This is a genomic window from Nostocoides veronense, from assembly GCF_039531185.1.
Lineage (GTDB): Bacteria > Actinomycetota > Actinomycetes > Actinomycetales > Dermatophilaceae > Nostocoides_A > Nostocoides_A veronense.
Genome location: NZ_BAAAPO010000042.1, coordinates 1 through 13,526, shown reverse-complemented (window position 1 = coordinate 13,526; position 13,526 = coordinate 1). Strand labels below are relative to the sequence as shown.

At 68.5% G+C, this 13,526-nt stretch carries 9 protein-coding genes; 8 read left to right on the top strand and 1 reads right to left on the bottom strand.

The genetic code is table 11. The features are described 5' to 3' along the window. Window positions 1-35 precede the first annotated feature (35 nt). The 8 genes from infB (at window position 36) to ABD225_RS12930 (ending at window position 12,850) form a co-directional block, all read left to right on the top strand. Entirely contained in the window at window positions 36-2,873 is a 2,838-nt protein-coding gene (gene infB, locus ABD225_RS12965; RefSeq protein WP_344086034.1) for a translation initiation factor IF-2, read from the top strand. Window positions 2,874-2,984: 111 nt separating this feature from the next. After that, a complete protein-coding gene (rbfA, locus tag ABD225_RS12960) occupies window positions 2,985-3,461 on the top strand; it encodes a 30S ribosome-binding factor RbfA (RefSeq protein WP_344086031.1) in 477 nt (158 codons plus the stop codon). A gap of 7 nt (window positions 3,462-3,468) precedes the next feature. After that, window positions 3,469-4,398, top strand: a complete 930-nt coding sequence (truB, locus tag ABD225_RS12955) for a tRNA pseudouridine(55) synthase TruB (RefSeq protein ID WP_344086028.1) — start codon at window positions 3,469-3,471, stop codon at window positions 4,396-4,398. A 57-nt stretch (window positions 4,399-4,455) separates the two neighbouring features. Next, entirely contained in the window at window positions 4,456-5,412 is a 957-nt protein-coding gene (locus ABD225_RS12950; protein ID WP_344086025.1) for a bifunctional riboflavin kinase/FAD synthetase, read from the top strand. Window positions 5,413-5,535: 123 nt separating this feature from the next. Beyond that, entirely contained in the window at window positions 5,536-7,665 is a 2,130-nt protein-coding gene (locus tag ABD225_RS12945) for a calcium-binding protein (RefSeq protein ID WP_344086022.1), read from the top strand. Window positions 7,666-7,781: 116 nt separating this feature from the next. Further along, the gene (locus tag ABD225_RS12940; RefSeq protein ID WP_344086020.1) at window positions 7,782-8,129 is read left to right on the top strand and encodes a hypothetical protein; all 348 of its coding nucleotides are present in this window, start codon (window positions 7,782-7,784) and stop codon (window positions 8,127-8,129) included. Between the two features lie 833 nt (window positions 8,130-8,962). Continuing rightward, the gene (locus tag ABD225_RS12935) at window positions 8,963-10,807 is read left to right on the top strand and encodes an AMP-dependent synthetase/ligase (protein ID WP_344086017.1); all 1,845 of its coding nucleotides are present in this window, start codon (window positions 8,963-8,965) and stop codon (window positions 10,805-10,807) included. 93 nt (window positions 10,808-10,900) lie between these two features. Continuing rightward, window positions 10,901-12,850 carry a TIGR03960 family B12-binding radical SAM protein gene (locus ABD225_RS12930; RefSeq protein WP_344086014.1) on the top strand — a complete coding sequence of 650 codons (1,950 nt, stop codon included), beginning with the start codon at window positions 10,901-10,903 and terminating at the stop codon, window positions 12,848-12,850. A gap of 63 nt (window positions 12,851-12,913) precedes the next feature. Here ABD225_RS12930 and ABD225_RS12925 read toward each other — a convergent pair whose 3' ends face one another. Then, complete coding sequence (locus tag ABD225_RS12925; protein WP_344086011.1) at window positions 12,914-13,348, bottom strand: DUF6918 family protein; 435 nt, start codon at window positions 13,346-13,348, stop codon at window positions 12,914-12,916. Window positions 13,349-13,526: the final 178 nt, after the last annotated feature.

Genomic DNA, 13,526 nt, shown 5'->3' with positions numbered 1-13,526 from the left:
GCCTCACTCGAGAGCGGGCCGAGTAGAGGAGAAAAGTGTCGAAGATCCGCGTCAGCGCCCTCGCTAAAGAGGTCGGAGTGCCGTCCAAGGTCCTCCTAGAGCGCCTGAACGAGATGGGTGAGTACGTCAAGTCGGCGAGCTCCACCGTCGAAGCGCCCGTGGTGCGCCGTTACCACGAGAAGTTCCCCGCCGCAGCGGCCGCTCCGGCTGCCCCGGCGCCAGCCGCTGCCCGTCCGGCGAGCCCGTCGGCGACCCCATCGCCCAAGCCGGCGACCCCCGGACCGCGTCCGGGACCCGCCGCGCCGGCAGCGACCCCGGCGGCCCCGGCCCCCGCCCCCGCGGCGGCCCCGTCGACCCCACCCGCTGCGGCTCCGGCTGCTCCGGCACCGGCGGCTTCGCCGGCCCCGAGCGCGCCAGCGCCCGCAGCGCCCAAGCCGGCTCCCGCGGCACCGGCGGCGCCGGCCTCTCGCCCGACCCCGGGCGCTCGCCCGGCCGCTCCGGCTGCCCGCGAGGGCGGCTCCGGCGGGCCGCGCCCCGGCGCGCCGCGTCCGGGCAACAACCCCTTCGCCCCCAGCCAGGGCATGGGCAAGCCGCGCGAAGACCGCCGCGACAGCGGTGGGTCCGGCGCGATGCCGCGTCCGGGCAACAACCCCTTCGCGGCGAGCCAGGGTATGCCGCGTCCCGGCACCCGTCCGCCGCGCCCGGGTGCCCCGGCCGGTCCGGGTGGTCCTCGTCCGGGTGGGCCGCGCCCGTCGATGATGCCTGACCGCAGTGCGGTCGCGCGTCCCGGTGAGCGTCCGACCCGCGGTGGCGCTGGTCGCCCCGGCGCCGGTGGCCCCGGTCGTCCCGGTGGTGGCGGCGGCTTCGCCGGTCGTCCCGGTGGCGGCGCTGGTGGCGGCGGATTCGGCGGTCGTCCCGGTGGGGGTCCCGGAGGTCGTGGCGGCACCCAGGGTGCCTTCGGCCGCGGCGGTGGCCGCGCCAAGCAGCGCAAGTCCAAGCGGGCGAAGCGTCAAGAGTTCGAGCAGATGTCCGCACCGACGATCGGTGGCGTCAGCGTTCCGCGCGGTGACGGCTCGATCGTGCGGATCCGACAGGGCGCGTCCCTGACCGACTTCGCCGAGCGCATTGATGCCAATCCCGCATCGCTGGTGACCGTGCTGTTCCACCTCGGTGAGATGGCGACCGCGACGCAGTCGCTGGATGAGGACACCTTCGCGCTGCTCGGGGCCGAGCTCGGCTACGAAATCCGCATGGTCAGCCCGGAGGAGGAGGAGCGCGAGCTCTTCGAGTCCTTCGACATCAACCTCGAGATCGGTGTCGACACCGAAGAGGAAGAGGACCTGGAGGCGCGCCCGCCGGTCGTCACCGTCATGGGTCACGTCGACCACGGCAAGACGCGCCTTCTCGATGCGATCCGCAACGAGAATGTCGGCGCGTCCGAGCATGGTGGCATCACCCAGCACATCGGTGCCTACCAGATCGTCAAGGAGCACGAGGGCGTCGAGCGGCCGATCACCTTCATCGACACCCCGGGTCACGAAGCCTTCACGGCCATGCGTGCTCGTGGTGCGAAGGTCACGGATATCGCGATCCTCGTGGTGGCGGCCGATGACGGCGTCATGCCGCAGACGATCGAGGCGCTCAACCACGCCCAGGCGGCCGATGTCCCGATCGTGGTCGCGGTCAACAAGATCGATGTCGAGGGTGCCAACCCGAGCAAGATCCGTCAGCAGCTGACCGAATACAACCTCGTCGCGGAGGAGTATGGCGGCGACACCATGTTCGTTGATGTCTCGGCCAAGCAGGGCCAGAACATCGACGAGCTGCTCGAAGCTGTGCTGCTCACCGCGGATGCGGCGCTGGATCTGCGGGCCAACCCCGACCGCGACGCTCGCGGTGTCGCGATCGAGGCCAACCTCGACAAGGGTCGCGGCGCCACGGCGACCGTTCTGATCCAGAGCGGCACGTTGCGGGTCGGCGATGCGATCGTCACCGGCAGCTCCCACGGCCGCGTGCGGGCCATGCTCGATGAGCACGGCCAGCAGGTGCAGGAGGCCGGCCCGTCTCGTCCGGTGCAGGTGCTCGGTCTGTCCTCTGTGCCGCGCGCGGGCGACACCTTCGTGGTGGCCCCGGACGACCGGACGGCTCGTCAGATCGCCGAGAAGCGCGAGGCTGCCGACCGGCAGGCGTCGCTGGCCAAGGCCCGCAAGCGCATCTCGCTCGAGGACCTCAACCAGGCTCTCGCCGCCGGCAAGGTCGACACCCTCAACCTCATCCTCAAGGGCGATGTGTCGGGTTCGGTCGAAGCCCTCGAAGACGCCTTGCTGCAGATCGATGTGGGCGATGACGTCGACCTGCGGATCATCGACCGCGGTGTCGGTGCCATCACGATGAACAACATCAACCTCGCGATGGCCTCGAACGCGATCATCATCGGCTTCAATGTGCGCGCGGAGGGTCAGAACGCTGACTACGCCGAGCGCGAGGGCGTCGAGATCCGCTACTACTCGGTGATCTACCAGGCCATCGAAGAGGTCGAGGCCGCGCTCAAGGGCATGCTCAAGCCGGAGTTCGAAGAGGTCGAGCTCGGCACCGCCGAGATCCGCGAGATCTTCCGCTCGAGCAAGTTCGGCAATATCGCTGGGTCGATCGTGCGCAGCGGCGAGATCCGCCGTGGCGCCAAGGCGCGCATCACCCGCCAGGGTGTCGTCGTCGCCGAGAATGTCGAAGTCGCCGGTCTGCGCCGCTTCAAGGACGATGTCGTCGAGGTCCGCGAGGGCTACGAGTGCGGCATCAATCTCGGCAGCTTCAACGACCTGCAACTCGGCGACCTCATCGCCACCTACGAAATGCGCGAGAAGCCGCGCGCCTGACGTCACACATTTCTCTCCGGATGCCGGAAGTCTGCGCTTCACCACTGCTCTAAAGCAGCGTGAAGCGCACACTTTCGGCATCCGGAGAGAATTGAGCAAAGGAGGAGCGTCATGTCCGACACCGGTCGCGCCCGCAAGGTCGCCGAACGCATCAAGGACGTCATCGCCGAGAATCTGCAGTCGGTCATCAAGGATCCCGATCTCGGCTTCCTGACCGTCACCGATGTGCGGGTGACCGGCGATCTCCAACACGCCTCGGTCTTTTACACCGTCTTCGGCGATGAAGATCAGGCGGCCCGCACCGCTCGGCTGCTCACCGCCAACACCGGCAGGCTGCGCAGCTTGGTCGGCAAGCACCTCGGCATTCGTCTCACCCCGAGCCTGGAGTTCATCCCCGATGCGCTCCCGGACACCGCCGCGCACCTCGACGACCTGCTCAAGGCGGCCCGCGAACATGACGCCGAGGTTGCCGCCAGCGCTGCCGGCGCGGTCTATGCCGGGGACGCCGACCCCTACAAGCATGACGAGGACGGGCACGACGAGGACGAGGCCGACGAGGACGCCGACGCGCCGAGCGTGCGCTCGTGACGAGTCGGTGAGCACCGACCGCCAGCGACGCGAGCCGGCGCCTGACGGCCTGCTCATCCTCGACAAACCGGCCGGATGGACCAGCCACGATGTCGTCGCGAAGGTCCGCTATCTCGCAGCCACTCGCAAGGTCGGCCACGCGGGCACGCTCGACCCGATGGCGACCGGCGTGCTCGTCTTCGGCATCGGCCGCGCTACCAAATTGCTGACCTTCCTCGTCGGCTGCGACAAGGACTACGACGCGACGATCCGCCTCGGCGCCAGCACCGTCACCGACGATGCGGAGGGCGAGGTCACCGAGCGCACGCCAGCGCGCCCCACCCAAGCCGCGCTCGACAATGCCGTCGCCACCCTCACCGGCCGCATCGAGCAAGTGCCCAGCGCCGTCTCCGCCATCAAGATCGACGGGGTTCGGTCGTATGCCCGAGTCCGCGGCGGTGAGGCGGTCGCCCTCGCCGCTCGGCCCGTCACCGTGGCCCGATTCGACCTCGGCGAGCGGCGCGAGGTGGTGGTGGACGGCATACCCATGCTCGATCTGGATGCGAGCGTCCAGGTCTCCTCGGGCACCTACGTGCGGGCCTTGGCCCGCGACCTCGGCGCGACGCTCGGCGTCGGCGGGCACCTGACGGCGCTACGCCGCACTCGCGTTGGGGCCTTCGGCCTCGATCAGGCGCACACCCTCGCCGAACTCGAGGGCACGGACCCGACCGCGCTGCCCGTCATCGCCCTCGACGCGACCGCCGCCGCCTTCGCCATACGCGAGCTGACAGCCGAGGAAGCACGCGCGATCTCCTTCGGCCAGCGCATCACCTCGGCCCAGCCCGGCCGCGCTGAACCGGTCGCCGCCACCTCGCCGGACGGCCGCTTCGTGGCGATGCTCGATGAGTCCGGGCCCCGGGCCAGGGCGTATGTCGTCTTCGCCCCCGCGGCGACGTGACGCATCGCTCCGCGGACCGAATGGGCCGCGCGGTTGCTGGGATTTAGAGTTTCCCTCGTGCTGCGCTGGACCGATCCCGCCGAAACGCCGGCGACCCTGCGACCGTGCGTGGCCACCTTCGGCAACTTCGACGGCGTCCACCGCGGCCATCGGGTCGTCATCGACACTCTGCTCGCCGAAGCCGCGCGCCGCGCATTGCCGGCCGTCATCGTCACCTTCGACCCCCACCCGGTCCAGGTGCTGCACCCCGAGCGGGCGCCAGAACTGATCAGCCCCGGCACGCTGCACGAAGAGCTTCTCGAGGCCACCGGCATCGACGGCCTCTGCGTCGTGCCCTTCACCACCGCCTACGCCCAGCAGCTCCCCGAGGACTACATCGTCTCGACCTTCGTCGAAGGTCTCGGCGTCGCGGCGCTTGTCGTCGGCGCCGATACCAAGGGGTTCGGCCGCGGTTACACCGGCGATGTCGAGTTGATCCGCGATCTCGGGGCGGCCCACGGCTTCGACGTCGTCGTCGTCGCCGATCAGGGGGAGGGCATGCGCTGGTCCTCCACCGCCGTCCGCGAACGCCTGCGCGATGGCGATGTCGAGGGCGCCGCGGAGATCCTGGGCCGGCCGCACCGCGTGGTCGGCACGATCGTCCACGGCTTCCACCGGGGCCGCGAACTCGGCTACCCCACGGCCAATCTCGAGCGCCGCTCCCGCGGAGTGGTCCCCGCCGACGGGGTGTATGCCGGATGGTTTACCCGCCTCGACCTGCCCGCCGAGCATCCCGACCGCGTCCTGCCGGCCGCCATCTCGGTCGGCACCAATCCGACCTTCGATGGCACGCAGCGGACGGTGGAGGCCTACTGCCTCGATCGCACCGACCTCGACCTCTATGGCGAGGAGGTCGCGGTCGACTTTGTCGTCCATCTGCGGCCGACCCTGAAGTTCGACTCGATCGACGAACTGCTGGTCGCCATGGCTCGCGATGTGGACCAGGCGCGCGACATCCTGTCCGGCGCACGCTGAGCGGACACCGGACGGACGCAAACGCCTGACAAGGGTGGCTGGCTGCCGTAGGTTCGCTCCCGCTGCGCCCCGATCCGTCACGAGCCTGGTGGGCTCCGATCGGGAGGCTGAGGGAGAAGGACGATGATCAACTGGCACACGACCCAGCCGAAGATTCGCGCACGAGCCGCAGCGGCGGCCGTCAGCGCTGGCGGCCTGGTCTTGGCCGCTCTGGCCGCAGCCGTGGCGCCCGTGTCGGCTGCCGAGACGGACACCGGCCGCGCGCCCACGCCGCTGCCGGGGGCGATGGTGGGCGTCTTCAACTATGAGGTCTATCTGACCAATCCCAAGGGGGGCCGAGCCCAGTTGATCGCCTCGCGCGCCGAGGTGGATTCCGCCTATCTGGCAGATTTCGACCCGACCGGGCAGCGGATCGCCATCACCGCCGGGGGTCTGTGGCTGGCTGGACCGTCGGGGGAGAACCTGCGGGCTGTCCCGAGAACCAGTGGGTATGGGGAGTTCACCTGGAATCCGGCAGTGCCTGATCAGCTGATCGCCAGCAAGGGAGCCGATACGGCCGCGATCTTCACCCTCAAGGGCGGCGCCGTGGCCTCCATCAAGACCGTCACACTGCCCGGATCTGGCTATACCACCTACACATTCTCGCCGGACGGTACCAAGATTCTGGCCGATGCCTGGGACCGGGCGCCGAGTGTCTACAACCTCAACGGCACCGGCAAGAAGACCATCTCCGTCCCGAGCGGCGCACGCCAGGCGAGATGGGGCCCGGACAGCACGAGCGTGATCTATACCGAGGTCGACCACGACATCGTGCAGCACCCGATTGCCGGTGGGACAGCTCGGACGCTGATAAGGGCACCACTCCAATGGGACCTCGGATATGACGCCACCGGGCGGCTGCTCTTCGGCAACGGACCGGGCGGGGATGGGCTCTCTGCCTACGACTTCCAGGCCGGGGAGTCCGTCGCTCTAGGGGATCCCACGATCTTCCTGGACCAGTACTCGGCCCGCCCGTTGGCGCCCTTGGACCTGGGCTCGTGCGATGGGCTGACCGCCACCATCACCGGGACCGAGGGCAACGACCGGCTGCGCGGGACCGCCGGTCGCGACATCATCCGTGGCCTAGCCGGCGATGACACCATCGACGGGCTCGGCGGCGATGACATCCTGTGCGGCGGGGACGGCAATGATGTGCTGATCGGCGGCAGCGGCAACGACCGGCTCTTCGGCGATGCCGGCGATGACCGGATTTCCGGTGGGGTCGGGGACGACCGTCTCGGCGGCGGCGCGGGCATCGACCGGGTCGACGGGGGACTTGGCAATGACCGCGTCGACGGCGGCACCGAGGGCGACACCCTGATCGGCGGTGCGGGGCTCGATGAGATCCGCGGCGGCTTCGGCAATGACCGAATCGACGGCGGCGCCGGCGACGACCAACTCTTCGGCGAACCCGGCACCGATGTGATCCGTGGCGGCGCCGGCAACGACTACGCCCAGGGTTTCTATCGTTGGGAGTCCGGCCCGGACACCATTTACGGGGACGATGGGAATGACGAACTCTCCCTGGGCGCGGTGGTCAGGGGCGGAAAGGGTGATGACCTGATCCGGTGGGTGGAGAAGGCCTATGGCGAGGACGGCAATGACGTCATCGCCTATTCCACCTGGGGCGACGGTGGTGCCGGAGCAGACCGCATCGATGCGACAGAGGCTCAGGTCGGCGGCGCAGGAGACGATGTGCTGGAGTTGCGCATCAACTACTGCTCACCGTCGGCCGGCTGCACCGCCGATGGTGGTGACGGCAATGACACGCTCAAGGGTTCCATCGGCCCGGACACCATGAAGGGTGGCGCGGGTAATGACACCATCAATGGTGACCGTGGCAATGACATCATCGACGGCGGAGCCGGAGTGGACGTCATCAATGGTGGATTCGACCACGACACATTGCGCGGCGGTGACGACGCCGACACCATCCAGGCCGACTCCGGTGACGACATCGTCTACGGCGACGGCGGGGACGATGTGCTGATCAGCGGCACCGGCGCCGACAAGGTCTATGGCGGTCTCGGCGATGACATCATCTCCACCTTCGACGGCAACGACCTGCTCAAGGGTGAGGCGGGCAACGATCGACTGACGGGCGGCGCGGGCAATGACGCGCTCGACGGCGGCATCGGCACGGACCGCTGCGATGGCGCAGCCGGCCTCGACTCCGGCGTCGGCTGCGAGATCAAGGTGTCCATCGAGCGCTGAGGGCTCCGCCGGCTGGACCAGCCCTCGGGGGGCCGACCGGCGCCGGAGGTGTATGCCGGGCTCCACGGCATACCCTCCGGCACCGGCCGATCGCGCGCCGGGCAGACTCGCCCGCTGTGAGGGAAGCGGCAAGAGAAGTCGGGCGGATCGTGCGCGATGCCGCCCGACTTCTGCTGCGCCACTGGCCGGCCCTTCTCACGCTCGGGCTGCTGGGTGCCGCCTGGCGCTCCGGCACCCTCTGGCTCGCGGTGATCGTCAGCAATCGCAGCGGCCCACTCGCCCAACTCTTGCTGGCGCTGGCACCCGTGGGATATCTGCTGGCGATCGTCGCCATGCTGCGAGTCGTCCGGCCGTCGCTCTCGCCCCCGAAGCGGCCGCTGACCGAGCTGCCGCGCACGAGTTCGCCCACCGTCGCCGAGTGCACGAAGGGGGCGGAGGCGACCTTGTCGGCGGGCAAGACCTGACCGAGCGCGTGCCCCGCGAGCAGGGTGAGCAGGATGGCCGCGGCGGCATACCGGCGCCTCATGAGCGGACTGAATCGGCACGGACCCGCGAGCGACCTCGCTGTCGAGGACCCAGGACTGCGGTTCGAGCGAGTACGGGTCCTTGTCCCGGAAGCGGTATGCCGTCAGGCCGAGGTCGATGCTCGTGCCCTTCCAGGTGGCCGGCTGCGGAAAGACCACGACGGCGTGCAGGGTCAAGCCGGGATTGACATAGGAGACCCGGCGGGCGTCCGCGACCGCGACCACATCGCCCCGGATCGCTCGTTCGCCGGGCCAAGGGACGACCGCTGCCCGCGGTCCACCGAAGGATTTCGCGATCGCGGAGGTGCTCAGCGGGGCGTCCGTGGTGTTGGTCGCGTGCATCTCGATGATCAGCAGACGGCCCCCGGGGTCGGGTGGTTTGAGGGTGTAGCTGCCGGCCGTTTCCAGCGAGGGCGCAGCGAGCACCTTGACCACTCGCACGGTGAAGGAGCCGAGGTCGACCTCGTGTCCCAACTGCAGCGTGTCGGGCGGCGGAGTGGGTGCGGCGCGCAGCCACCGAAGGGCGCGGTCGCGAGGACGAGGAGCGCGAGAATGAGGGGCCCGACCACGCGGCCGCGCGTCAGCTGCCGCGGGAGCGCGCCGCGACGCGGCACGATCCGGCGAGGCAACGGCATACCTGCAGATCCTAGGCTTGGACTTCGGGGGCCGGACGTGATGGGATCTACACCCAGAGGGGTCCTTTTGCGCGCACGCGCGTGGCAGGATATGCGGACCCCCGACCCGGCCAGTCATAACGAAAGATGTGGACGACGATGCCCACCATGCTGAAGAACCCCACCGAGGAGCAGATCGACTACTCCCTCCTGGAGAACCGGGCCGCGAATGTCGGTGCCCTGTTCCGCGACCGCGTCGCGAAGACGCCGGACGCGATCGCCTACTGGTATCCCGAGGGTGACGGCTACGCGAAGGTCTCGTGGAAGCAGGTCAAGGACACCGTCTATGCGCTGGGTGCGGGCCTGATCGACCTCGGCGTCGGCGAGGAGGAGCGGGTCGCGATCGCCTCCGGCACGCGCTACGAATGGGTCATCGCCGACCTCGCGGACATGGTTTCCGGTGCGGTCACCACGACGATCTACCCGACGACGATCGCCGATGATGTCGCCTTCATCCTCAGCGACAGCGACACCAAGGTCGTCTTCGCCGAGGACAACGCCCAGGTCGAGAAGCTGCGCTCGATCCGCGATGTCATCCCCAACGTCGCCAAGGTCGTCGTCTTCGACGGCGAGGGTGATGGCGACTGGGTCATCACGATGGAGGACCTGGAGGTCCGGGGCCGCGCTCGTATGGAGTCCGAGCCGGGTGTGGTGGACGCGCGCATCGACAACATCGCGCCGGAGCGGCTGGCGACGATCATCTACACCTCCGGCACCACCGGCCGGCCCAAGGGCGTGTGGTTGCTGCACAAGACCTGGACCTACCAGGGCGCCGCCATCCAGGCGACCGACATCCTCGGCCCGGACGACTTGCAGTACCTCTGGCTGCCGCTGGCGCACGTCTTCGGCAAGCAGTTGCTGACCATCCCGCTGCAGATCGGCTTCCCGACCGTCGTCGACGGCCGCATCGACAAGATCGTCGACAACCTCGCCGTCGTGAAGCCGACCTTCATGGGCGCTGCCCCGCGCATCTTCGAGAAGGCCTATGGCCGGATCAAGCTGATGATGGACGCCGAGAGCGGCGCCAAGGCCAAGATCGCCAACTGGGCGCTCGGCGTCGGCGACAAGGTCGCCACCGGGCGAGCCGACGGCAAGGAGCCGTCGGGCGCCCTGAAGATCCAGCACAATCTCGCCGACAAGCTCGTGCTGTCCAAGGTCCGCGACCGCTTCGGTGGCAACATCCGCTTCTTCATTTCCGGCTCGGCCGCCCTCAACGCCGATGTCGCGCGGTGGTTCGCCTCCACCGGCCTGCTCATCGCCGAGGGCTATGGCCTGACCGAGTCCAGCTCGGCTGCCTTCGTCAACCGGCTCAAGGCCTACAAGATGGGCACTGTCGGCTGGCCGATCCCGGGCCTGGAGTGCCAGATCGCCGAGGATGGCGAGGTGCTCTTGCGCGGCGAGGGCATCATGGACGGCTACCACAACAACCCCGAGGCCACCGCTGAAGTCAAGGACGACGAGGGCTGGTTCCACACCGGGGACATCGGCGAGATCGACAGCAATGGCTTCTTGAAGATCACCGACCGCAAGAAGGACCTCTTCAAGACCTCGAACGGCAAGTATGTCGCTCCGTCGCTGATCGAGACCGCCTTCAAGGGCCTAAACCCCTACGCCTCGCAGATCGTCGTCTACGGCAACGACCGCAACTTCGTCTCTGCGCTGGTCACCCTCGACCCCGAAGCGATCGTCCCGTGGGCGGCCGCGAACGGCCTGGCGGGCAAGTCGTATGAGGAGATCGCGTCCTCCGACCAGGCGCGGGCCATGGTCCAGGGCTATATCGATGAGCTCAACGCCGGTCTGAACCGCTGGGAGCAGATCAAGAAGTTCACGATCCTCGGCTCCGATCTGTCCATCGAGAGCGGCGAACTGACCCCCTCGCTGAAGGTCAAGCGCAAGGTCGTGACGGAGAAGTACAAGAAGGAACTGGACGCGCACTACGCCTGACGCGGCTCCGATCTGCTGGTGCCCTCGCCGCGATGCGGCGGGGGCACCGGGCGTTATTGGGTCCGCGGCGCCTGGGGAACGTACCCTTGACGGATGCCTGGTCAGTCCCGCTTCGCCGAACTCGAACCGCTCCTGGAGCGGGTGAGCAAGCCGATCCAGTATGTCGGCGGCGAACTCAACTCCACCATCAAGGACTGGGACTGCGGCGGGTTCGGACCCGACGGTGAGGACCTGACCGTCCGGTGGGCGCTGATGTATCCCGACGCCTATGAGATCGGGCTGCCCAATCAGGGCGTCATGATCCTGTACGAAGTCCTCAACGAGCGCGCCGATGCTCTCGCGGAGCGGACATATGCCGTGTGGCCCGATATGGAGGCCCTCATGCGGGCCGAGGGCTTCGCGCAGGTCACGGTCGATGGACACCGCGCGGTGCGCGAGTTCGATGTGTTCGGGATTTCCTTCTCCACCGAACTCGGCTACACCAACTTCCTCAACGCCCTCGATCTGTCCGGCATCGCCCTGCACGCGGCTGACCGCGGCGCCGACGAGCCCATCATCATCGTCGGCGGCCACGCGGCCTTCAATCCCGAGCCGATCGCGGACTTCATCGATGCGGCGATCGTCGGCGATGGCGAGCAGGCGGTGCTGCAGGTCACCGATGTCATCGCGCAGTGGAAGGCGTCCGGCCGGCCCGGGGGTCGGGAGGAGCTGCTGCGGCGGCTCGCACAGACAGGCAATGTCTATGTCCCGAGCTTCTATGACGTCTCCTATCTGCCCGATGGCCGTATCCGCCGGGTCGCCCCGATCGAGTCCGGGGTGCCGTGGCGGATCGCCAAAAACACCGTGATGGATCTCGACGAGTGGCCCTACCCCAAGCAGCCCTTGGTGCCGCTCGCCGAGGCCGTGCACGAGCGGATGAGCGTCGAGATCTTCCGCGGCTGCACCCGCGGCTGCCGCTTCTGTCAGGCCGGGATGATCACGCGCCCGGTGCGCGAGCGCACGATCACCGGTGTCGGCGAGATGGTCGAACGTGGTTTGGCCGCAACAGGTTTCGAGGAAGTCGGCTTGCTCTCGCTGTCCTCGGCGGACCACTCCGAGATCGCCGGAATCACCAAGGGCCTCGCCGATCGGTATGAGGGCGAGCAGGTCGGCCTGTCCTTGCCCTCGACCCGGGTGGATGCCTTCAATATCGACCTTGCCAACGAGCTGACCCGCAATGGGCGGCGCTCCGGGCTCACCTTCGCCCCCGAGGGCGGCAGCGAGCGGCTGCGCAAGGTCATCAACAAGATGGTCTCCGAGCAGGACCTGATCGACACCGTGGCGGCGGCATATGGCGCCGGGTGGCGTCAGGTGAAGCTCTATTTCATGTGCGGTCTGCCGACCGAGACCGATGAGGACGTGCTGCAGATCGCCGACCTGGCCAAGCGGGTCATCGACACCGGCCGCAGTGTCAGCGGGCGCCGCGACATTCGCTGCACGGTCTCGATCGGCGGCTTTGTGCCCAAGGCGCACACGCCTTTCCAGTGGGCGGGCCAGCTCGGGGCGGAGGAGACCGATGCGCGGCTCGCGAAGCTGCGCGAGGCGATCCGCGCCGACCGGAAGTATGCGAGTGCGATTGGCTTCCGCTATCACGACGGCCAGCCCGGCATCATCGAGGGCCTGCTCTCGCGAGGCGATCGCCGGGTGGGTCGGGTCATCGAGCACGTTTGGCGTGGCGGCGGCCGCTTCGACGGCTGGCGGGAGTATTTCTCCTACGAGAATTGGGTGGCGGCCTGCGAGGCCGAGCTCCCGGCATACGGCATCGACCTCGGGTGGTACACCACGCGCGAGCGCGGCGAGACCGAGGTGCTTCCGTGGGACCACATCGACTCGGGGCTGGACAAGGAGTGGCTCTGGGCCGATTGGCAGGATGCGCTCGATGAGACCGAGCAGGACGACTGCCGCTGGACTCCGTGCTTCGACTGCGGCGTCTGCCCCCAGCTCGGCACGCACATTCAGATCGGTCCGACGGGCAAGCAGCTCCTGCCGCTGACGGTGGTCTGAGCTCTTAGGTCTGAGCTTCGGCACCGGATATGGGGCCAAAGCTCAGACCTACCTGCCGGTAGCTCAGTCCATCTGGGATTGCAGGGCGGCACCGAGGCGGGGGAGGGCGGCGGTGACATGCTCCTTGGCTTTGCCACGCAGCATGCCGTAGACCTTGGCGACCGCCGCGTGCTTGGGGTTGGCCGCGCGGGCGTCGGTCACCGACAGCAGGGTCTCGGAGACGCGCTCGCCTTGCTGCGCGAGTTGGCCGCCGAAGGGCGCGCCCGCGCGAGCCTCCCAATAGGGCTGCAGCTGGTCGAGGAAGTCGGGCAGCATGCCCGCGATCGCGCGGCGCACGATCCGCTCGTCGATCTTGGTGGCCGCCTTGTATGCCGTCTTGATCGCCGCGCCGGACAGCCCCGACTTGCTGGCCACCTCCGCGTCGACCACGCCGACGAGGGCATCCACCGTCTGGGGGCGGCGGTCAGCGGACAGCAGAGTTTCGCGCAGGCTCGTCATGGTGTCGACCCTAACCCGGGGGCGGCACCCGTCGGCGGGCCGCAGTTGCGCCGGTGGGCCACGTTATAGCCCGGCCCCTGAGCGCAAACGCGGCCCGGGTGGACTCGGCTTAGCCTCGATCCACCGATGGGCTGATGGCGTGGGGTTGATCGTCGTCTCGGGCTGAGGAGGCGAGCAG

Bases quoted from the DNA above. Each gene is read 5' to 3' on its own strand.
- ABD225_RS12930 (WP_344086014.1), top strand. From the start codon at position 10,901: ATGCCTGGTCAGTCCCGCTTCGCCGAACTCGAACCGCTCCTGGAGCGG.
- ABD225_RS12935 (WP_344086017.1), top strand. From the start codon at position 8,963: ATGCCCACCATGCTGAAGAACCCCACCGAGGAGCAGATCGACTACTCC.
- rbfA (WP_344086031.1), top strand. From the start codon at position 2,985: ATGTCCGACACCGGTCGCGCCCGCAAGGTCGCCGAACGCATCAAGGAC.
- ABD225_RS12925 (WP_344086011.1), bottom strand. From the start codon at position 13,348: ATGACGAGCCTGCGCGAAACTCTGCTGTCCGCTGACCGCCGCCCCCAG.
- ABD225_RS12945 (WP_344086022.1), top strand. From the start codon at position 5,536: ATGATCAACTGGCACACGACCCAGCCGAAGATTCGCGCACGAGCCGCA.